General features: G+C 61.6%; 15 protein-coding genes. 9 read left to right on the top strand and 6 right to left on the bottom strand.

Going from position 1 to position 20031, the window contains the following annotated elements; genetic code table 11:
* Positions 1 to 122: 122 nt before the first annotated feature.
* Complete coding sequence (gene xdhC / locus Q8X48_RS07360) at positions 123 to 980, top strand: xanthine dehydrogenase accessory protein XdhC (RefSeq protein WP_007971477.1); 858 nt, start codon at positions 123 to 125, stop codon at positions 978 to 980.
* A 7-nt stretch (positions 981 to 987) separates the two neighbouring features.
* Positions 988 to 2292, top strand: coding sequence for a guanine deaminase (gene guaD / locus Q8X48_RS07355; RefSeq protein ID WP_015096024.1), 1305 nt, complete (start codon positions 988 to 990; stop codon positions 2290 to 2292).
* Positions 2293 to 2458: 166 nt separating this feature from the next.
* On the opposite strand, the gene Q8X48_RS07350 is transcribed toward guaD, so the two are convergent.
* Positions 2459 to 3223 (bottom strand): GntR family transcriptional regulator, encoded by a 765-nt coding sequence (locus tag Q8X48_RS07350; RefSeq protein ID WP_407799552.1) that lies wholly within the window; start codon positions 3221 to 3223, stop codon positions 2459 to 2461.
* Positions 3224 to 3579: 356 nt separating this feature from the next.
* On the opposite strand from Q8X48_RS07350, the gene Q8X48_RS07345 reads away from it, so the two are divergent.
* The gene (locus tag Q8X48_RS07345; protein ID WP_126046510.1) at positions 3580 to 4794 is read left to right on the top strand and encodes a benzoate/H(+) symporter BenE family transporter; all 1215 of its coding nucleotides are present in this window, start codon (positions 3580 to 3582) and stop codon (positions 4792 to 4794) included.
* Positions 4795 to 4909: 115 nt separating this feature from the next.
* On the opposite strand, the gene Q8X48_RS07340 is transcribed toward Q8X48_RS07345, so the two are convergent.
* Positions 4910 to 5254: a YggL family protein gene (locus Q8X48_RS07340; protein WP_007971486.1), complete on the bottom strand. Its 345-nt coding sequence runs from the start codon at positions 5252 to 5254 to the stop codon at positions 4910 to 4912.
* 235 nt (positions 5255 to 5489) lie between these two features.
* Here Q8X48_RS07340 and dacB point away from each other — a divergent pair, with 235 nt between their 5' ends.
* Positions 5490 to 6950 carry a D-alanyl-D-alanine carboxypeptidase/D-alanyl-D-alanine endopeptidase gene (dacB, locus tag Q8X48_RS07335; RefSeq protein WP_407799550.1) on the top strand — a complete coding sequence of 487 codons (1461 nt, stop codon included), beginning with the start codon at positions 5490 to 5492 and terminating at the stop codon, positions 6948 to 6950.
* 138 nt (positions 6951 to 7088) lie between these two features.
* On the opposite strand, the gene Q8X48_RS07330 is transcribed toward dacB, so the two are convergent.
* On the bottom strand, positions 7089 to 9488 hold the full coding sequence (locus Q8X48_RS07330; protein ID WP_407799548.1) for a sensor domain-containing diguanylate cyclase: 2400 nt from the start codon (positions 9486 to 9488) through the stop codon (positions 7089 to 7091).
* Positions 9489 to 9682: 194 nt separating this feature from the next.
* Positions 9683 to 11953 (bottom strand): bifunctional 23S rRNA (guanine(2069)-N(7))-methyltransferase RlmK/23S rRNA (guanine(2445)-N(2))-methyltransferase RlmL, encoded by a 2271-nt coding sequence (rlmKL, locus tag Q8X48_RS07325; RefSeq protein ID WP_126046516.1) that lies wholly within the window; start codon positions 11951 to 11953, stop codon positions 9683 to 9685.
* 530 nt (positions 11954 to 12483) lie between these two features.
* Here rlmKL and rmf point away from each other — a divergent pair.
* Positions 12484 to 12699 (top strand): ribosome modulation factor, encoded by a 216-nt coding sequence (rmf, locus tag Q8X48_RS07320; RefSeq protein WP_003223300.1) that lies wholly within the window; start codon positions 12484 to 12486, stop codon positions 12697 to 12699.
* Positions 12700 to 12985: 286 nt separating this feature from the next.
* Here the strand turns inward: rmf and Q8X48_RS07315 are convergent, their stop codons facing one another.
* Positions 12986 to 14005, bottom strand: a complete 1020-nt coding sequence (locus Q8X48_RS07315) for a quinone-dependent dihydroorotate dehydrogenase (protein ID WP_057399260.1) — start codon at positions 14003 to 14005, stop codon at positions 12986 to 12988.
* A 143-nt stretch (positions 14006 to 14148) separates the two neighbouring features.
* Entirely contained in the window at positions 14149 to 14739 is a 591-nt protein-coding gene (locus tag Q8X48_RS07310; RefSeq protein ID WP_407799545.1) for a hypothetical protein, read from the bottom strand.
* A 224-nt stretch (positions 14740 to 14963) separates the two neighbouring features.
* Here Q8X48_RS07310 and Q8X48_RS07305 point away from each other — a divergent pair, with 224 nt between their 5' ends.
* From Q8X48_RS07305 to Q8X48_RS07290, 4 genes are all read left to right on the top strand, one after another.
* Positions 14964 to 16175: a CmpA/NrtA family ABC transporter substrate-binding protein gene (locus Q8X48_RS07305; RefSeq protein WP_407799544.1), complete on the top strand. Its 1212-nt coding sequence runs from the start codon at positions 14964 to 14966 to the stop codon at positions 16173 to 16175.
* Positions 16176 to 16190: 15 nt separating this feature from the next.
* Positions 16191 to 16766 (top strand): ANTAR domain-containing response regulator, encoded by a 576-nt coding sequence (locus tag Q8X48_RS07300; protein WP_007971495.1) that lies wholly within the window; start codon positions 16191 to 16193, stop codon positions 16764 to 16766.
* A gap of 338 nt (positions 16767 to 17104) precedes the next feature.
* Positions 17105 to 18316 (top strand): nitrate/nitrite transporter, encoded by a 1212-nt coding sequence (locus tag Q8X48_RS07295; protein WP_015096058.1) that lies wholly within the window; start codon positions 17105 to 17107, stop codon positions 18314 to 18316.
* Between the two features lie 7 nt (positions 18317 to 18323).
* Complete coding sequence (locus Q8X48_RS07290) at positions 18324 to 19991, top strand: protein kinase domain-containing protein (RefSeq protein WP_407799543.1); 1668 nt, start codon at positions 18324 to 18326, stop codon at positions 19989 to 19991.
* The last annotated feature ends 40 nt before the right edge of the window (positions 19992 to 20031 follow it).

Here is a 20031-nt window from a genome sequence, read left to right as displayed (position 1 = left end):
CTGGCAAGCCAGCTCCCACAGGATTTATGTGGAATCCAAATTCTGTGGGCACCACAAAACACTGTGGGAGCTGGCTTGCCAGCGATGGCGGACTAACAGACACACAGATGTCGAGGTGAAACATGTACAACTGGATCGACGCCCTCGCCGACCTGCAAAACCGGGGTGAGCCCTGCGTGCTGGTGACCATCATCGAAGAGCTCGGCTCCACGCCGCGCAACGCTGGCTCGAAAATGGTCATCAGCGCGAACCAGGCCTTCGACACCATCGGTGGCGGGCACCTGGAATACAAGGCCATGAAGATCGCCCGCGAGATGCTCGCCAGCGGCAAGCAGGACACCCATCTGGAGCGTTTCAGCCTCGGTGCCAGCCTCGGCCAGTGCTGCGGCGGTGCCACCGTTCTGTTGTTCGAACCGATGGGCCAGGTGCAGGCGCAGATCGCCGTGTTCGGTGCCGGCCACGTCGGCCGCGCCCTGGTGCCGCTGCTGGCCAGCCTGCCTTGCCGGGTGCGCTGGATCGATTCGCGGGAAGAGGAATTCCCCGAGCAGATCCCCCACGGCGTGCGCAAGATCGTCAGCGAAGAGCCGGTGGATGAAATCGATGACCTGCCCGCCGGCAGCTATTGCATCGTGATGACCCACAACCACCAGCTCGACCTGGAACTGACCGCTGCGATCCTCAAGCGCAACGACTTCGCCTATTTCGGCCTGATCGGTTCGAAGACCAAACGCGTGAAGTTCGAACATCGCCTGCGCGACCGCGGTTTCGACAACAGCGTCGTGCAACGCATGCGCTGCCCGATGGGCATCGGCGAAGTCAAAGGCAAGCTGCCTGTGGAAATCGCCATCTCCATCGCCGGCGAAATCATCGCCACCTATAACGCGAACTTCGGCCAGCAGACCTCCAGCGCCGAACCGATTGCCAAACTGCTGCCCGCGTCACGCCGCAGCCAAACCGCAAACTTGAAAGCCTCGAACTGAGAATCTCATGCCTCTGACTCGCAAAGCTTACCGCGCCGCCATCCTGCACAGCATCGCCGACCCAGCCGAAGTCGGTATCGAAGCCTCCTACGAGTATTTCGAAGACGGCTTGCTGGTTGTGGATAACGGCCAGATCAGCGCCCTGGGCCACGCCAGCGAATTGCTGCCGACCCTGCCGGCGGATATCGAGATCACCCACTATCAGGATGCGCTGATCACCCCCGGCTTCATCGACACCCACATCCACCTGCCGCAAACCGGCATGGTCGGCGCCTACGGCGAGCAATTGCTGGACTGGCTCAACACCTACACCTTCCCGTGCGAAAGCCAGTTCGCCGACAAGGCCCACGCCGACCAGGTCGCGGACATCTTCATCAAGGAACTACTGCGCAACGGCACCACCACCGCGCTGGTGTTCGGCAGCGTCCACCCGCAATCGGTGAACTCGTTCTTCGAAGCGGCCGAGCAGCTCGACCTGCGGATGATCGCCGGCAAGGTGATGATGGACCGCAACGCCCCGGACTACCTGACCGATACCGCCGAATCCAGCTACGTTGACAGCAAGGCGCTGATCGAGCGCTGGCACGGCAAGGGTCGCCTGCACTACGCGGTCACCCCACGCTTCGCACCGACCAGCACCCCGGAACAGTTGACCCTGGCCGGCCAGTTGCTGACCGAATACCCGGATCTGTACATGCAGACCCACATCAGCGAAAACCTCAAGGAAATCGAGTGGGTCAAGGAGCTGTTCCCCGAGCGCAAAGGCTACCTGGACGTCTACGACCACTATCAGTTGCTCGGCGAACGCTCGGTGTTCGCCCACGGTGTGCACCTGTGCGATGACGAGTGCGCGCGACTGGCAGAAACCGGTTCGGCCATCTCGTTCTGCCCGACCTCGAACTTCTTCCTCGGCAGCGGCCTGTTCAACCTGCCGATGGCCGAGAAGCACAAACTCAATGTCGGCATCGGCACCGATGTCGGCGGTGGCACCAGTTTCTCGCTGCTGCAAACGCTCAACGAGGCGTACAAGGTGATGCAGCTGCAAGGTGCGCGCCTGAGCCCGTTCAAGTCGCTGTACCTGGCTACCCTCGGCGGCGCCCGTGCGCTGCGTCTGGAAGACAAGATCGGCACCCTGCAACCGGGCACCGACGCCGACTTCCTGGTGCTGGACTACAACGCCACGCCGCTGCTGAGCTATCGCCTGAAGCAGGCCAATAACATTGCCGAGACGTTGTTTGTGTTGATGACGCTGGGGGATGACCGGACGGTGCTGCAGACCTATGCGGCGGGGAACCTGGTGCATCAGCGGTAAGGTTTTCCGGGCATAAAAAAATCCCCCGCAATCGTCAGATTCCGGGGGATTTTTATGCCCTTTGTAGGAGCGAGCTTGCTCGCGATGAATTAGAGAGCGCCACGGGGTGTCAGGTTTTCCGCGTTATCGTTCACGACCATCGCGAGCAAGCTCGCTCCTACAATAATCAGAGCTTGGCGGTCGATCGACCCGGCTTCTTGGTCTGCAGCAAATGCGAGAACACCGCATGCAGGTCATCCGAAGCACTTTCCTCGTCGAGGTTGAGCTTGCTGTCGATGTGATCCATGTGATGCATCATCAGGTTCACCGCCAGCTCAGCGTCGCGCTTCTCGATGGCGTCGATCAACTGGGTGTGCTCATCGTAGGAACAGTGGGAGCGGTTGCCGCTTTCGTACTGGGCGATGATCAGCGACGTCTGGGACACCAGGCTGCGCTGGAAGCTGATCAGCGGGGCGTTTTTCGCCGCTTCAGCCAGTTTCAGGTGGAATTCGCCCGACAGGCGGATGCCGGCACCACGGTCGCCACGGGAGAAGCTGTCGCGTTCGTCGTTGACCATCTGGCGCAATTCGGCGATCTGCTCGGCGGTGGCGTGCTGCACCGCCAGCTCGGTGATCGCGCGCTCGACCAGACGCCGGGCCATGAACACCTGGCGCGCCTCTTCGACACTCGGGCTGGCAACCACGGCGCCGCGATTCGGACGCAACAGCACCACGCCTTCATGGGCCAGGCGCGACAGGGCGCGGCGAATGATGGTGCGGCTGACCCCGAAAATTTCCCCCAGCGCTTCTTCGCTCAACTTGGTGCCGGGCGCCAGACGCTGCTCGAGGATGGCCTCGAAGATATGCGCGTAGACAATATCGTCCTGGGTACCGCTGCGGCTGGCTTTGCCTGCTCGCGGTTGTTTCTTTAGGGGTTGCAACTGTTCGTTCATGGGCACTCGAGTCGGAAGAACTACGGCGAATTGACCGTGACTGTAATACGGCACAGTGGGTCGCTGGCAAGTATCGCGTAAAAAACACTGCGATTGTACACAATGGATGGTGGCAACACGACTGTACGGCTGAATGTTGCCTCGGCTGTATCGCAACGCCTGATTACTTTTGAGTTTAGGCTTTAACGCAGAATCCGCCTTTTGTAATGCAATCCCTGTGGGAGCGAGCTTGCTCGCGATGACGGCGTCACATTCAGCATTCCTGTTGGCTGATCCACCGCTATCGCGAGCAAGCTCGCTCCCACAGGGCTCAGTGTTGCAGCGGACATCTTCATTTGTATAAGGAACACCCCGTCATGAACGACGCCACCCACACGCAAATCCGCCCGCTGGCCGACACCTCGCCCTCGGCCATCGTCGCCGGGTTCATCGCCATGATGACCGGCTACACCAGCTCCCTGGTGCTGATGTTTCAGGCCGGGCAAGCGGCGGGCCTGAGCAGCGGGCAGATTTCTTCGTGGATCTGGGCGATCTCCATCGGCATGGCGGTGTGCTCCATCGGCCTGTCCCTGCGCTATCGCACGCCGATCACCATTGCCTGGTCGACCCCCGGTGCCGCGCTGCTGATCACCAGCCTGGGCGGCGTGAGCTACGGCGAAGCCATTGGCGCCTATATGACCTGCGCGGTGCTGGTGACGATTTGCGGGCTGACCGGCAGCTTCGAACGGCTGGTGAAAAAAATCCCGGCCTCCCTGGCCGCCGCCCTGCTGGCAGGGATCCTGTTCAAGATCGGCAGCGAGATTTTCGTCGCCGCGCAACACCGCACGGCCCTGGTGCTGGGGATGTTCGTCACTTATTTGCTGGTCAAGCGCCTGTCGCCGCGCTATGCGGTGCTGGCAGCCCTGCTGATCGGCACGGCATTGTCAGGCTTCATGGGTCTGCTGGACTTCAGCGGGTTTCACCTGGAGGTCGCCACGCCGGTCTGGACCACACCGCAGTTCTCCCTGGCCGCGACCATCAGCATCGGCATCCCGCTGTTTGTCGTCGCCATGACCTCACAGAACATGCCCGGCATCGCCGTATTGCGCGCCGATGGCTACACCGTGCCAGCCTCGCCGCTGATCACCACCACCGGCATCGCCAGTTTGCTTCTGGCACCCTTCGGCTCACACGGGATCAACCTGGCGGCGATCAGCGCGGCGATCTGCACCGGTCCGCACGCCCATGAAGATCGCAACAAACGCTACACCGCCGCCGTCTGGTGCGGAATTTTCTACGGAATCGCCGGGGTGTTCGGCGCAACGCTCGCGGCATTGTTTGCCGCGCTGCCCAAGGAACTGGTGCTGTCGATTGCCGCACTGGCGCTGTTCGGCTCGATCATCAACGGCTTGAGCATCGCCATGAGCGAAGTGAAGGAACGTGAAGCGGCGCTCATCACCTTCATGGTCACGGCATCGGGGCTGACGCTGTTTTCCATCGGTTCGGCGTTCTGGGGGATTGTCGCGGGGGTGGTGACGCTGCTGATTCTGAACTGTGGGAGCGAGCCTGCTCGCGATGGTCGTCAACGATAACGCTGGCAACCTGACACCCCGCGTCGCTTCAAGGTCCATCGCGAGCAAGCTCGCTCCTACAAAAAAAAGGCAAAAAAAAACGGCGACCCTTGGGTCGCCGTTCTTTTTCAGAACATCAAGCTACCGGATTGATCGGCTTTTCCGGGTACCAGACGTCCAGCAGCGGGCTGACTTCAACGCTGGTCAGCTCGGTGCGGCCCTTGAGCCAGGCTTCAACGGCAGCGCGCTGTTCGGCGCTGACCGAGCCACGCTTCTGCAGGCAAACCAGACCGTAGTCGTCGCCGCCAACATAACCCAGGCCGTTGGCTTCCATGGCTTCTTTGAGGAACGCGTCGAGGAAAGCATCAATGGCTTCATCAGCCAAATCTTCTTTGAAATCCAGGTTCAGTTCGAAACCCAGCTCTTGAAATTCATCGACGCACAGTTTTTTGCGCAGACGCTGGGAACGGTTAGTCGCCATTGGAACAATCCTCTTAAGTAATAACGGGCGGCACTTTAGCAGTTTAAGCCGCCGATTGCCTGACTCTCTGGGCCACCTCGCCTACCGTCGGTAAAAAAATAGCCGATCGGACAGCCCTCGCACGGCACAAGTCGTGACACCTTGGGGCATAATGCCGACACTTTCATGACCATTGAGGGAATTTATCTTCATGCCCTCATCTTATTTCCCCCTCGGCTGTAGGGTTTTATTTCAGATGATCAAGTCTTTGCGTCCATTGCTGTTGGCCGGTTTTCTTCTCCCCCTGGCCCTCCCCGTTTGCGCCGCTCCAATCAATACCGCGTTGTCGCCCAACGTTGAAAAAGCCCTGAAAGCCAGCAAGTTGCAGGACAACGCCCTGTCGCTGGTGATGATCCCGCTCACCGGCCCCGGCACTCCTACGGTGTTCAACGCCGACGTGTCGGTCAACCCGGCGTCGACCATGAAACTGGTCACCACCTACGCAGCCCTGGAAATGCTCGGCCCGAACCACCAGTGGAGAACCGAGTTCTACACCGACGGCACCCTCAGTGGCGGCATCCTCAATGGCAACCTCTACCTCAAGGGTGGCGGCGATCCGAAGCTGAACATGGAAAAACTCTGGCTGCTGATGCGCGACCTGCGTGCCAACGGTGTCACCCAGGTCACCGGTGACCTGGTGCTGGATAAAACCTTCTTCGTGCAACCGCAACTGCCGGAGTTCAATGACGACGGCAACGATGACAACAAGCCGTTCCTGGTCAAACCCGACTCGCTGCTGGTCAACCTCAAGGCGCTGCGCTTCGTTGCGCGCAATGACTCGGGCAAGGTACTGGTCTCGGTGGAACCGCCGATTGCGAGCATCCGCATCGACAACCAGGTCAAGGCCCTCAACTCCAAACAATGCACCGGTGGCGTGCGTTACAACCCGGTGGCGCAAGCCGATGGAACCGTGACCGTTACCGTCGGCGGTCAACTGGGTGAAGGCTGCAGCTCGCAGACTTACCTGTCGCTGCTCGACCACGCGACCTACACCGCTGGCGCCGTGCGCGCGATCTGGAAGGAACTGGGTGGCAGCATCCAGGGCAGGGATGTGCTGGCGCCAACCCCTAAAGACGCCAAGGTGCTGGCCCGTGCGTTCTCGCCGGACCTGGCGGAAATCATCCGCGACATCAACAAGTACAGTAACAACACCATGGCCCAGCAGTTGTTCCTGAGCCTGGGCCAACGTTTCCGCACCGATGCCGATGGTGACGACGCCAAGGCTGCCCAGCGTGTCGTGCGTCAGTGGCTGGCGAAAAAGGGCATCACCGCGCCGCATCTGGTGATGGAGAACGGCTCCGGCCTGTCCCGCTCCGAGCGCGTCAGCGCCCGGGAATTGGCCTCGATGCTCGAAGCGGCGTGGCACAGCCCGTATGCCGCCGAGTACATCAGTTCGATGCCGATTGCCGGCACCGACGGCACCATGCGCAAGCGCCTGAAGACCACGGCGATGCGCGGTGAAGCCCACGTCAAGACCGGCACGCTGAACACCGTACGGGCGATTGCAGGCTTCAGTCGCGACGTCAACGGCAACACCTGGGCGGTGGTGGCGATCCTCAACGACAAGGCCCCGTTCGGCGCCTCGTCGGTGCTCGATCAGGTGCTGCTCGACCTGTACCGCCAACCGAAAGCGCCGCAGACGGCTTCGGTGTTGTAAGGCACAGCTCTGCCCCCCTGTAGGAGCGAGCCTGCTCGCGATGGATTCGAGAGCGCCGCGTACATCCAGTATGTCCGCGTTATCGTTATCGACCATCGCGAGCAGGCTCGCTCCTACAGGGGCAGCGTACAACCCGGGTTAATTCATCTCCTCTTCTACCCGGTCTCGCCCTGCCTGCTTCGCCGCATAAACCCCCGAATCCGCGCGCAACAGCAAGGCATCGGCGCCCTCCCCGGCGCGCCAACTGGCAATCCCGAAACTGGCGGTGACCGTACCGACGCCTTCAATGGGTGAACTGCGCAGGCTGTGCCACAATTGCTGGGCCAGCACATAGGCATGTTCGCCGCCGATATCCGGGCACAACACCATGAACTCTTCGCCGCCCAGGCGGCAGAACACATCGGTGCGACGCAGCCGGTGGCCGATCCGCTCGCACACTGCCTGCAACACCCGATCACCGATGGCGTGGCCATGCAGGTCATTGATGCGTTTGAAATGGTCGATATCGAGCATGATCACCGACAAATCCCCACCGCCACGCTCCACCCGAACCATTTCGGTGCTCAGGCGCTCCTGGAAATAACGTCGGTTATGGATACCGGTCAGGGAATCGGTGACTGACAACGCACGCAACTCTTCTTCCACCCGCTTCATATCGGAAATGTCCGAGATGTAGCCGTGCCAGAGCACGCCGCCACCGGGCAGCTCCTCCGGAGTGGCTTCGCCGCGAACCCAACGCAAACCCCGTAGCGGCAGTTGCACGCGGTACTCCTCGCGCCAGGGGCTGAGGGTTTCGGCCGAAGCGCGGATCGATTCGCGGACACGGGTAGTGTCCTGGGGGTGAATGCGGGTGAAGATCGCTTCGGCATTGAGCAGCAGTACGTCGGGTTCCAGCTCGTAGATATCGCGAATGCCGTCGCTGGCATAGATCACGCTGAAGCGCCCGTCGAATTCCATCTTGAACTGGTAGATGCCACCGGGCACGTGGGCGCTGAGTTTTTTCAACAGCAGGTCCCGCGCCGCGAGCGCTTCATGGACCCGCTTGCGTTCGGTGATGTCGATGCACACCGCCAGGTGCCCGACCCACAGGCCTTGCTCGTCGAGCACCGGCGTGGCGAGCATGTTGACCATCAGATGGCTGCCATCGCCGCGCACCAGGGTCCACTCCCGCGCCTCGTGATCGCCCTCCACGTCGCCTTCGACCAGCATCGCCTGGCAGCTCGGCACCGGCTTGCCATAGCGCGCGCTCAACTCTGCCGAGCGAGCAGCCAGCTCCCGGGGCAGGTGCAGGTTCTCCAGGGTCATATGGCCGACCACTTCGGCACTGGTATAGCCGAGCATCTGCTCGGCACCGGCGTTGAACGTGCTGATGACGCCGCGCAGGTCGGTGGCGATGATCGCAACCTGGGTGGCGGCATTGAGCACGCCACGCAACTGACCATGGGTGCCACGCAGCTCCCGTTCCCGATCGCGCAGCTCCTGGGTACGCTGCTCGACCAGTCTCAACGCCCGCTGCCGCTGACTGACCAGCACATAGAGCAAGGCACTGAGCAACAGGCTGAGCAATCCGCCCAACACGACCAGACTGGTCACGGAGGAATGGTTGGCCTGCACGAACGCATCGCTGGGCTGTATATCGACTTGATAGTCATGGTCGGCCATGCGCAACAGGCGCGTGGCCGACAGCTCGCTGACGGCTGGCGGGTTGGGCGACTCGAACAGCACTTCGTGCTGGTCGTCGGTGGACAAATCGAGGATGCGTACCGAGAGATAGTCGCGACTCGCTTCCGGCAGTCCGTCCGCCAGCAATTGGCGCATGCTGATCACGGCCATCACATACCCGTAGGGCTTCGTGGCATTGTGAGCCTGTCCGGTGCGCTGCGTGACCGGCGCGACCAGCAGCACGCCGCGCGCATAGGCCGGCTCGATACTCACCAGATGCATCGGTTGCGACACCGCCATGCCGCCACGCAGATCGGCCCGAGCGAGCGTGGCACGCCGCAGCGGCTGGGCCAGCAAGTCGTAACCGAGGGGAGCGCCGAGTTTGCTTTGCGTCTGGCTATACAGCACCGCCACGTACTCATCGCGCTCGCCGGCCAGTTGCAATTGGCCGTCGGCGTTGAGCTCTCTCAGGGTGAAGCTGTTCACGCCCTCGTCTCGCACCCTTCGCTCGAACGCCGCCCGCTCGTCACGAGTGACCCGCTGGGCGTAGGAATACGCCTGGGTTCGCAGCAACAAAGGTTGGGTGTAGCCGTCGAATTCCGCTCGGGACACTGAACTGGAATTGGCGAAAAACCGGCGCAGGCCGTCGAGGCGCTGCTCCTGATCTTCGAAACGTTCTTCGATACGGCTGTAACGCTCACTGGCCAGCAGTTGGAAGCGTTGCCGCAATTGATGGTGAAACAGATTCAGCGTCGACCACGCCAGCAACCCGGTGAGCACCCCGCCGATCAACAAAACCAGCAACGCGACCAGCCAGGCCGAGGCATCTTCGCTGATAAAACCCAGGATCCTGGGGCGCACGGCGTGCAACGACATAAAACGCAACTCAAAACGCCAGGTGCGGGAAAGCCCTTTGGCCGTGAGTGGAGTTATAGCTATTAGCCACTAATTTGACCAGCACCCTGTAGGAGCGAGCCTGCTCGCGATGGACTCAAGAACACCGCGTGCATTCAGAAAACACGCGTTATCGTTATCGACCATCGCGAGCAGGCTCGCTCCTACACAGCTATTTAGCGTGCCATGATTTTCCAGGCGCGATGGATCTTGGCGTTACGGGCAAAATCCGGATCGAGGGTCTGGGCAGTGATGTCCTCGACCGCATAGCGCTCGCCGAGATTGGCCTCCAGTTCGAACTTGCGGAAGTTGTTGGAGAAGTACAACACACCACCGGGTGCCAGGCGCGCCATGGCCAGGTCGATCAGTTGCACCTGGTCGCGCTGCACGTCGAACACGCCTTCCATACGTTTAGAGTTGGAGAACGTCGGCGGGTCGATGAAGATCAGGTCGTACTCGTCACGACTGGCTTCGAGCCACGCCATCACATCGCCCTGCTCCAGGCGGTTCTTGTCGGAAAAGCCGTTCAGCGACAGGTTGCGACGCGCCCAGTCCAGATAGGTTTTCGACAGATCGACACTGGTGGTGCTGCGCGCGCCGCCCTTGGCCGCATGCACACTGGCCGTTGCGGTGTAGCAGAACAGATTGAGGAAGCGTTTGCCGGCCGCCTCTTTCTGGATACGCATGCGCATCGGCCGATGGTCGAGGAACAGACCGGTGTCGAGGTAGTCGGTGAGGTTCACCAGCAACTTCACGCCGCCTTCATTGACCTCGACAAATTTGCCCTGCGCCGCCTGGCGCTCGTACTGTTTGGTGCCGCTCTGACGCTCGCGGCGCTTGACCACCACGCGGTTCTTGTCGATGTTCAACGCCTGCGGGATGGCGGCCAGGGCATCGAACATGCGGGCCGACGCTTTTTCCGGATCGATGGATTTCGGCGCGGCGTACTCCTGAACATGGACCCAGTCGTGATACAGGTCGATGGCCATGGAATATTCCGGCATGTCGGCATCGTACACGCGGTAGCAGTCGATACCTTCACGCTTGACCCACTTGCCCAGGGCCTTGAGGTTCTTTTGCAGGCGGTTGGCGAACATCTGCCCGCCTTCGCTCAGGCGCGGCTGCTCGACCACCGGAGCCGGTGCCGGCGTCGGTTTGATCGGGTTGCCGTTTTTGTTGAACTTGCGTTCCTGCGGTTCGTTCGGCGCCTGATCGTAGGCGGCTTGCTCACGCTCGACCTGGCGCTGTTCCGGCGTACGACGCTCGCCGGTGACGAACTGATCGGGCAGCACCTTGATCAGCAGCAGCTTGCACGGCAAGGCGCCGTTCCAGAACGAATACTGCTTGTGGCTGCGGATGCCCATGCGCTTGCCCAGGTCCGGCGCGCCGGTGAACACCGCCGCTTCCCAGTTCAGGCAGGCCTGACGCAGGCGTTCGCCGAGGTTCTGGTAGAGGTAGAGCAGGCTCGCCTCGTCGCCCAGACGCTCGCCGTACGGAGGGTTGCAGATCACCAGGCCTTTCTGGTTCTGGTCCGGGCGCGGCTCGAACGTTGCGACCTCACCCTGGTAGATCTTGATCCACTCGCTCAGGCCGGCGCGCTCGACGTTGTTGCGCCCCGGTTGAATCAGGCGCGGATCGGCTTCGTAGCCGCGAATCCACAGCGGTGTCTTGGCCAGGCCGGCCGCGGCACGCTCGGACGCTTCTTCGTGGAGTTTTTTCCACAACGCCGGGACGTGACCGAGCCAGGCAGTGAAGCCCCACTGCTCGCGGCGCAGGTTCGGCGCGATGTCGGCGGCAATCATCGCCGCTTCCACCAGGAACGTACCGACACCGCACATAGGGTCGGCCAGCGCGCCGCCTTCGGCCGCGATACGTGGCCAGCCGGAACGGATCAGGATGGCGGCCGCGAGGTTTTCCTTCAGCGGTGCCGCACCTTGCTGCAGGCGATAGCCGCGCTGGTGCAGGCTGTGGCCGGACAGGTCGAGAGACAGAATGGCTTCGCCACGGTCCAGGCGCAGGTGAATGCGCAGGTCCGGATTGAGCTTGTCGATGGACGGACGGTCGCCTTGCGGGGTGCGCAGTTTGTCGACGATGGCGTCCTTGACCTTCAGCGCGCCGAAGTGGGTGTTGTCGATACCCGAGCCATGGCCGCTGAATTCGACGGCCAGGGTGCCGTCGTTGAGCATGTGGTCTTGCCACTCGATGTCCAGAACGCCGTGGTACAGGTCTTCGGCGTCCTTCATCGGGAAACGCTTGAGCACCAGCAGCACGCGGTTGGCCAGGCGCGACCACAGGCACAGGCGATAAGCGGTTTCCATGGTGGCCATGCCGCGTACGGCAGAGGTGTGCTCCCGCGCTTCCTCAAGGCCAAGCCCGACGGCTTCCTCGATGAGCAGGCCTTCAAGGCCTTTTGGGCAAGTGAGGAAGAGTTCGAAACGATCGGACATGGGAATTCCAGAACCTTTAGCTGAGCGACCGGGCAACGCATTGCCGGTCCGGTTTTCAATCAGGCGCTTTTCTCGAAGAGCGCCCGCGTGGCACGAAGGTGTGCCGTTCCACCCCTGCTGCTCGGGTTAAATGAGCTTAGATGCAAGGACAGATAAAAAAGTTGATGCAATGAAATGTCATAAGTCGACCCTTCGTCGAATAATGCCTCCCGGCAACGGGAGCCATTCTCACTAAAGGATTAAGCCCATCATCCAGCGCAGAGCCGATCATACCGGGGTTTGACTAATAAATACGCTACAAACACTCTGTTACTTATGGCCTTAACACATGAATGGTTACGTCCTTATGACAAAACGATCATTCCCTCGATGTGACGCATTGGTTAGAACTCAACTCAGGTTGGCGCCGCAATGACGCCAACACCTTGGCTCGTCACGCCGGCAACGAGCCCCCAACGGCAGAGTTTTTCTGCCAGACCTCAATAGAGGTCGACGCGATAAATACAGTCAACAAGTGAGGGCAACACCCTATGAGAAGACTTAAGCGTGATCCGTTGGAAAGAGCATTTTTGCGCGGATATCAATATGGCGTTGGTGGCAAATCCCGTGAGCTTTGCCCATTTACTCTACCGTCGGTACGCCAAGCCTGGATCAACGGCTGGCGAGAAGGACGCGGCGACAACTGGGACGGTATGACCGGCACTGCGGGAATCCACAGACTCAACGAACTTCACGCCGTCGGCTAATTACAGGGCACAACACTCCGACACGACAATCTGATTTTGTACTGAATTAACCACGCACGTCCCATCCGGACGGCGGGCTGCGGCCCAGGGGCTCCTTTAAAGGGGCCCTTTTTTATGCCTGCTCCAAACTCAGCGACGATACCCTTGTGGCGAGGGGGCTTGCCCCCGTTGGGCTGCGAAGCGGCCCCGAAACCAATCGACTCGGTGACACAGGTAAAACACAGTGGCCGGAATTGCGGCTGCTTCGCAGCCGAACGGGGGCAAGCCCCCTCGCCACAAAAGCTCGCTAGCGCAAGGCTGCGATGGCGTCTACGGATTCACGAATCAGCGCCGGGCCCTTGTAGATGAAGCCCGAATAGATCTGCACCAGGCTCGCGCCCGCGGTGATTTTCTCGGCGGCGTGCTTGCCTTCGGTAATGCCGCCAGCCGCGATGATCGGCAGGCGACCACCCAGCTCCGATGCCAGCACTTTCACGGTGTGGGTGCTCTTGTCGCGAACCGGGGCGCCGGACAGACCACCGGCCTCGTCGCCATGCTCCATGCCTTCGACGCCGACGCGGCTCAGGGTGGTGTTGGTGGCGATGACCGCATCCATTCCGGTTTCGATCAGCGCTTGTGCAACCTGTGCGGTTTCTTCGTCGCTCATGTCCGGCGCGATCTTGATCGCCAGCGGTACATGCTTGCCATGACGCAAGGCCAGCTCCGCGCGGCGCTCGGCCAGATCAGCCAGCAACTGCTTGAGCGAGTCGCCGAATTGCAGGCTGCGCAGGCCCGGCGTATTCGGCGAACTGACGTTGACCGTCACATAGCTGGCGTGGGCGTACACCTTATCCAGGCAGATCAGGTAATCGTCCACGGCACGCTCGACCGGCGTATCGAAGTTCTTGCCGATGTTGATGCCCAGCACGCCCTTGTATTTGGCCGCCGCCACGCGGGCCAGCAGGTGATCGACGCCGAGGTTGTTGAAGCCCATGCGATTGATGATCGCCTCGGCTTCCGGCAATCGGAACAGGCGAGGCTTGGGGTTGCCCGGCTGCGGACGCGGAGTGATGGTGCCGATTTCGACAAAACCGAAACCCAGCTGGGCGAATCCGTCGATGGCCGCGCCGTTCTTGTCCAGGCCGGCGGCCAGGCCCACGGGATTGGGGAAGTCCAGGCCCATGACGTTCACCGGCACTTTCGCCGGGGCCTTGCACAGCAAACCGTTGAGCCCAAGACGCCCGCCCGCGCCGATCAGGTCCAGGGACAGATCGTGGGAGGTTTCCGGGGAAAGTTTGAACAACAGCTGACGGGCCAGGGTGTACATGGGCGGGTTTGACTCAAGGCTACGAAAAGTGGGGCGATTATAGCCATGTGGAGGGTGGCGGGCGAGAAACTCTGCGATTCAACGTCGCAGACCTGATCCACCACCCGGATCGCCGCTGTCGAGCCGGGTGGTGGCGCATCAGATTACGCCTGCGACTGCGCTGCAGGTTTAGGCTCAGGATCTCTCTGGGAGCAACTCCAGATGAATGGGAAGTAGATGAGCATCATCATCATCCCCAGGGCGGCATTCACGAGTTGCACTTGAGTGTTTTCACCAAGTTCAGTCAACGACAGTTCCAGCAGGAAGCGCACAAGTCCGTAACTTTCGGTATGACGCAGCACGCCGGCGAAGGTCTGGTAAGCCATCCCCCCGACCATGGCCTGTTCGATGTACCAGCGCTCAAGCACCCGCCCGGACCACACGGCGGGGTACGCCACCGGCAATGCCGCCCAGGATGTCGGGCCGGGTCGTTGATCAACCAGTGTGTTTCCCAGATCGATGAACACTTGCAATTTAACCAGCGCCGCTTCTGCAACCGCCCGGGTCTGCACGCCGCCGCTCAGCTCGAATGTATCGCTCGTTGCAATCAGCCCTTCCCAACCGACCGGCAGACAGACCCGTGGGCGCTGCGCCGAAGCCAGATACACAGGGGATTCGCTGACCCGCACATGCAGCACCCGCTCGCTGCAACGAGCATCGGGCAGACCGGTGGCGCGTAGTAATTGAATTTGCACGCCAACCTCCTTTGCGGCCTGACGATTAACGGCCGGCAGGATGAAAGACATGGCGCGATGAATCCTGATGTAAAGCTGATGAACCGGTGATGGCATATGCCTTGCACCCTTCCGGGCACCAGCACCCACGCCAGCGTCGGAATGGGTGCAAAGACAATGGCGTCGTCCCCGACCTGCCCATGCACGGACCCGGGACGACGTTTTTTTTGCAAGGTGAACGCGCGATGAACGAACCGTCAGCCGGCCCTCTGGCTTGGGTCAATGGCAGCGATGCCCCGGAAAAAACCGAAATCAATCTCGGCTTCATGGCCCTGAGCGACTGCGCCTCGGTGGTGGTCGCCGCCACCCAGGGCTTCGCCCAACCCTATGGCTTGACCCTGAACCTCAAGCGCCAATCGTCCTGGGCCAGCCTGCGGGACAAGCTGGTCAGCGGCGAACTCGATGCAGCCCACAGTCTCTACGGTCTGATTTACGCCGTTCACCTGGGCATCGGTGGCGTGGCCGCGACCGACATGGCCGTGTTGATGGGCCTGAATCAAAACGGCCAGAGCATCAATCTGTCCCGCGGCTTGCAGGCGCTTGGGGTGACCAGTCCTGAGGCATTGGATCGGCACGTGCACCAAACTCGCGCAAAACTCACCTTCGCCCAGACGTTTCCTACCGGCACCCACGCCATGTGGTTGTATTACTGGCTGGCCAGCCAGGGCATTCACCCGCTGCTGGATGTCGACAGCGTCGTAGTGCCGCCGCCGCAAATGGTCGCCCACCTGCGGGCCGGGCGTATCGACGGGTTCTGTGTCGGCGAACCCTGGTCCGCCAGCGCCGTGCAGCAGAACCTGGGTTTCACCCTGGCCACGACCCAGGCCCTCTGGCCCGATCACCCGGAAAAGGTCCTCGGCTGCACCCGTGCGTTCGTCGAGCAATATCCCAATACCGCGCGGGTATTGGTGATGGCGATTCTGGAGGCCAGCCGCTTCATCGAACAAAGCAGCGAAAATCGTCGCAGCACCGCGCAATTGCTCAGTGCAGCGCAATACCTGGATGCGCCGCTGGAATGCATCGAGCCGCGCCTGCTGGGCGACTATGTCGATGGCCTGGGCAATCGCTGGCAAGACCCGCACGCCCTGCGCTTGCATGGTGAAGGCGCGGTCAATCTGCCGTACCTGTCCGACGGTATGTGGTTCATGACCCAGTTCCGTCGCTGGGGCTTGTTGCGCGATGACCCGGATTACCTCGCCGTGGCCCGTCAAGTCCATCAACTAGACTTGTATCGTGAAGCGGCCAGCGCTGTAGGTGTCGCGGCACAGGGCAAGGAGATGCGTAGCAGTCAATTGGTCGACGGCAAAATCTGGGACGGTTCGGACCCGGCCGGTTATGCCCGCAGCTTCAAACTGCACGCCATGAGCGACAGCTCCCACCGATCCGCCAGCCGCTGACAGGAGACGACAAACATGCTGCGTATCCTGCTGATCAACGACACCGCGAAAAAAGTCGGACGCCTGAAGGCCGCCCTGACTGAGGCCGGGTTCGAAGTGATCGATGAGTCCGGCCTGACCATCGACTTGCCCGAACGCGTCGAAATGGTGCGTCCGGACGTGATTCTGATCGATACCGAGTCACCCGGCCGCGATGTCATGGAACAAGTGGTGCTGGTCACTCGCGACCAGCCACGACCGATTGTGATGTTCACCGACGAACATGACCCCGATGTGATGCGCCAGGCGATCAAGTCCGGGGTCAGTGCCTACATCGTCGAAGGCATTCACGCACAACGCCTGCAGCCGATTCTCGATGTGGCCATGGCACGCTTCGAAAGCGATCAGGCTTTGCGTGCCCAGTTGCAGGCCCGCGACCAGCAACTGGCCGAGCGCAAGCGCATCGAGCTGGCCAAAGGGCTGCTGATGAAAATGAAGGACTGTAACGAAGAAGAGGCCTACACACTGATGCGCCGCCAGGCGATGAGCCGCCAGCAGAAGCTGATTCAAGTGGCGGAACAGATTATTGCCATGAGTGAGTTGCTTGGCTGAAGTGCTGTGGCGCCTTTGAGGACGCCATCGCGAGCAAGCTCGCTCCCACAGGGGAATGGCGTCGAACACAAATCACCTGTGGGAGCGAGCTTGCTCGCGATGGCAGCGACTCGATTTCGAGTGTTGGCACAGATCTGGCAAAGCAATCACCACAGGTAACCAACGGCGGTTGCCCCACCTACGACAAAGACGTCGCTCACCTCATTTGCCCTTGGCGGATCGGGTGGCGGCGTTTTTTCGTTTTGGCCCCAGAGCACGGGGCCGGTGGAGCGGCCGTAGCGGCGCCCCACCTGCAAGCTCATGACTCCTTTCGAGACTCTTCACAGCTGAGGTGCGCAATGAATTCAAGCTTCTGGAAATCCGGCCATACCCCCACATTGTTCGCAGCCTTCCTCTATTTCGACCTGAGCTTCATGGTCTGGTACCTGCTCGGCCCTCTGGCGGTACAGATCGCCGCCGACCTGCACCTGACGACACAGCAACGCGGGCTGGTGGTTGCCACGCCGATTCTGGCCGGGGCGGTCTTGCGTTTTGTCATGGGGATGCTGGCTGATCGCCTGTCGCCCAAAACCGCCGGTCTGATCGGCCAGGTCATCGTGATCTGCGCGCTGTTCGGCGCCTGGAAGCTCGGCATCCACAGCTACGAGCAAGCACTGCTGCTGGGTCTGTTCCTGGGCATGGCCGGCGCATCCTTTGCCGTTGCCCTGCCCCTGGCCTCGCAGTGGTATCCGCCGCAGCATCAAGGCAAGGCCATGGGCATCGCAGGCGCCGGGAACTCGGGGACGGTATTCGCCGCCTTGATCGCTCCGGTACTGGCGGCGGCGTTTGGCTGGAGCAACGTATTCGGCTTCGCCCTGATTCCGCTGATCCTGACCCTGATCGTCTTTGCCTGGATGGCGAAAAACGCCCCCGAGCGACCAAAAGCCAAATCCATGGCCGACTACTTCAAGGCCCTGGGCGACCGTGACAGCTGGTGGTTCATGTTTTTCTACAGCGTGACGTTCGGCGGCTTCATCGGCCTGGCCAGCGCCCTGCCCGGCTATTTCAACGACCAGTACGGCCTGAGCCCGGTGACGGCCGGTTACTACACAGCGGCCTGCGTGTTCGGCGGTAGCCTGATGCGCCCCTTGGGCGGCGCGCTGGCTGACCGGTTCGGTGGCATTCGGACCTTGTTGGCGATGTACACCGTCGCGGCGATCTGCATCACCGCGGTCGGTTTCAACCTGCCGAATTCCTACGCCGCACTCGCACTTTTCGTCTGCACCATGCTCGGCCTGGGTGCCGGCAATGGCGCGGTATTCCAGTTGGTGCCGCAGCGTTTTCGTCGGGAGATCGGTGTGATGACCGGCCTGATCGGCATGGCCGGCGGCATCGGTGGCTTTGCCCTCGCGGCCGGCATGGGCGCGATCAAACAAAGCACTGGCAGCTATCAACTGGCACTGTGGTTGTTCGCCAGCCTCGGCATTCTGGCCTGGTTCGGCCTGCACGGCGTGAAACGGCGCTGGAGAACCACCTGGGGTTCGGCGGCCGTGACGGCTGCGCGGGTCTGACGCCTCGATGAGCCTGCAACTGAGTTTCGCCGAAGCCAGCGCCATCGGTCCGCGCGAGGAGAATCAGGATGCCCTGCGCCTGGTCACGCCGGCCCCGGCGCTGGCGGCGAGCAAAGGCTACCTGTTCGCCATTGCCGACGGTGTCAGCCAGTGCGCCGATGGCGGCCTGGCGGCCCGTTCGACGCTGCAGGCCCTGGCACTGGATTACTACGCCACGCCGGAAACCTGGAGCGTGGCGCAGGCACTTGATCGCCTGTTGCTGGCGCAAAACCGCTGGTTGCAGGCCAACGGCGGCGGACAACCGCTGCTGACCACCCTCAGTGCGCTGGTCCTGCGTGGCCGGCGTTTTACCCTGGCGCATGTCGGCGATTGCCGGGTGTACCGCTGGCACGCCGACCGATTGCAGCGAATCAGCGAGGATCACGTCTGGGACCAGCCGGGCATGCAGCATGTGCTGAAACGGGCGCTGGGTCTCGATCAACACCTGGTGCTGGATTTTCTCGACGGTGAATTGCGCCCCGATGAAAGTTTCGTCCTGCTCAGCGACGGCATCTGGGCCGTCCTGGGCGATACCGCCATTGCGGCGATCCTGCGTGATCAACCTGACTTGCACAGCGCTGCGCAAACCCTGGTCAATGCCGCACACCTGGCAGGCAGCCAGGACAACGCCAGCGCCTTGCTGGTGCGGGTCGACGCCCTCGGTGAAGCGAGCATTGGCGATGCATTGATGCACTTGCAGCAATGGCCGCTGCCGCCGGCCCTGAAACCGGGCCAGGTGTTCGAGGGCTGGCAGGTCGAAGGGATCGTCGCACAGAGCCAGCAATCGCTGCTTTATCGCGTGCGCGACACTCAGCAACGACCCTGGCTGCTGAAAACCCTGCCGGGGCGCCTGCACGACGATCACCAGGCCGGGCAAGCGTTGCTGTCGGAAGAGTGGTTTCTCAAACGCGTGGCCGGCCGGCATTTTCCTGAAGTACATGCCGCCAGTCAGCGTCAGCATTTGTACTACGTGATGCGCGAATATTCGGGCGCTACCCTGGCGCACCGGCATGAGCAAAACGGGCCGTTGCCGCTGCCCCAGTGGCAAGACATCGCCGAACGCTTGCTGCGAGCGGTCGGCCTGTTGCATCGACGGCAGATTCTGCATCGCGATATCAAACCGGAAAACCTGTTGCTGGGGGACGACGGTGAACTGCGCCTGCTGGATTTCGGCCTCGCCTACTGCCCCGGTCTCTCGCAAGACCTGCCCTGGGCTTTGCCGGGTACACCCAGTTACATCGCGCCGGAAGCCTTTCGTGGCGACGCGCCGACGCCACAGCAGGACCTCTATGCGGTGGGTGTGACCTTGTATTTCCTGCTCACCGGGCACTATCCCTATGGCGAAATCGAAGCGTTCCAGCGCCCCAGGTTTGGTCTCCCGATCAACGCCAGCCGCTACCGGCCCGACCTGCCGGACTGGATCGCCCATCACCTGGAACGCGCCGTGGCGGCGGCCCCCGAACAGCGTTTCGAAACGGCGGAAGAATGGTTGCTGCTGATCGAGCAAGGCGAACGCCGCAGTTTGAGCGTGCGCCCAAAACCCTTGCTGGAGCGTGAGCCGCTGAAAGTCTGGCGGACATTGGCGCTGGTATCGCTGCTGCTCAATCTGGTGCTGCTGGTGGCGGCGCTCCATTAGCGGGCAACGCGCCTTTAATCGGTGCATTCCCTCGCGACCC

It is taken from the genome of Pseudomonas sp. QLc11A (assembly GCF_052112305.1).
In the GTDB taxonomy this organism is placed as follows: Bacteria; Pseudomonadota; Gammaproteobacteria; order Pseudomonadales; family Pseudomonadaceae; genus Aquipseudomonas; species Aquipseudomonas laurylsulfatiphila.
Note: the sequence above shows the minus strand (reverse complement) of the source record. Positions and strands in the feature narration are given on the sequence as shown.

Excerpts from the sequence above, each read along its gene's own strand:
- Q8X48_RS07305 (WP_407799544.1), top strand. The coding sequence starts at position 14,964 with ATGAACGAACCGTCAGCCGGCCCTCTGGCTTGGGTCAATGGCAGCGAT.
- Q8X48_RS07290 (WP_407799543.1), top strand. The coding sequence starts at position 18,324 with ATGAGCCTGCAACTGAGTTTCGCCGAAGCCAGCGCCATCGGTCCGCGC.
- dacB (WP_407799550.1), top strand. The coding sequence starts at position 5,490 with ATGATCAAGTCTTTGCGTCCATTGCTGTTGGCCGGTTTTCTTCTCCCC.
- guaD (WP_015096024.1), top strand. The coding sequence starts at position 988 with ATGCCTCTGACTCGCAAAGCTTACCGCGCCGCCATCCTGCACAGCATC.
- Q8X48_RS07345 (WP_126046510.1), top strand. The coding sequence starts at position 3,580 with ATGAACGACGCCACCCACACGCAAATCCGCCCGCTGGCCGACACCTCG.
- Q8X48_RS07350 (WP_407799552.1), bottom strand. The coding sequence starts at position 3,223 with ATGAACGAACAGTTGCAACCCCTAAAGAAACAACCGCGAGCAGGCAAA.
- Q8X48_RS07315 (WP_057399260.1), bottom strand. The coding sequence starts at position 14,005 with ATGTACACCCTGGCCCGTCAGCTGTTGTTCAAACTTTCCCCGGAAACC.
- Q8X48_RS07295 (WP_015096058.1), top strand. The coding sequence starts at position 17,105 with ATGAATTCAAGCTTCTGGAAATCCGGCCATACCCCCACATTGTTCGCA.
- Q8X48_RS07330 (WP_407799548.1), bottom strand. The coding sequence starts at position 9,488 with ATGTCGTTGCACGCCGTGCGCCCCAGGATCCTGGGTTTTATCAGCGAA.
- Q8X48_RS07300 (WP_007971495.1), top strand. The coding sequence starts at position 16,191 with ATGCTGCGTATCCTGCTGATCAACGACACCGCGAAAAAAGTCGGACGC.
- rmf (WP_003223300.1), top strand. The coding sequence starts at position 12,484 with ATGAGAAGACTTAAGCGTGATCCGTTGGAAAGAGCATTTTTGCGCGGA.
- Q8X48_RS07340 (WP_007971486.1), bottom strand. The coding sequence starts at position 5,254 with ATGGCGACTAACCGTTCCCAGCGTCTGCGCAAAAAACTGTGCGTCGAT.
- xdhC (WP_007971477.1), top strand. The coding sequence starts at position 123 with ATGTACAACTGGATCGACGCCCTCGCCGACCTGCAAAACCGGGGTGAG.
- rlmKL (WP_126046516.1), bottom strand. The coding sequence starts at position 11,953 with ATGTCCGATCGTTTCGAACTCTTCCTCACTTGCCCAAAAGGCCTTGAA.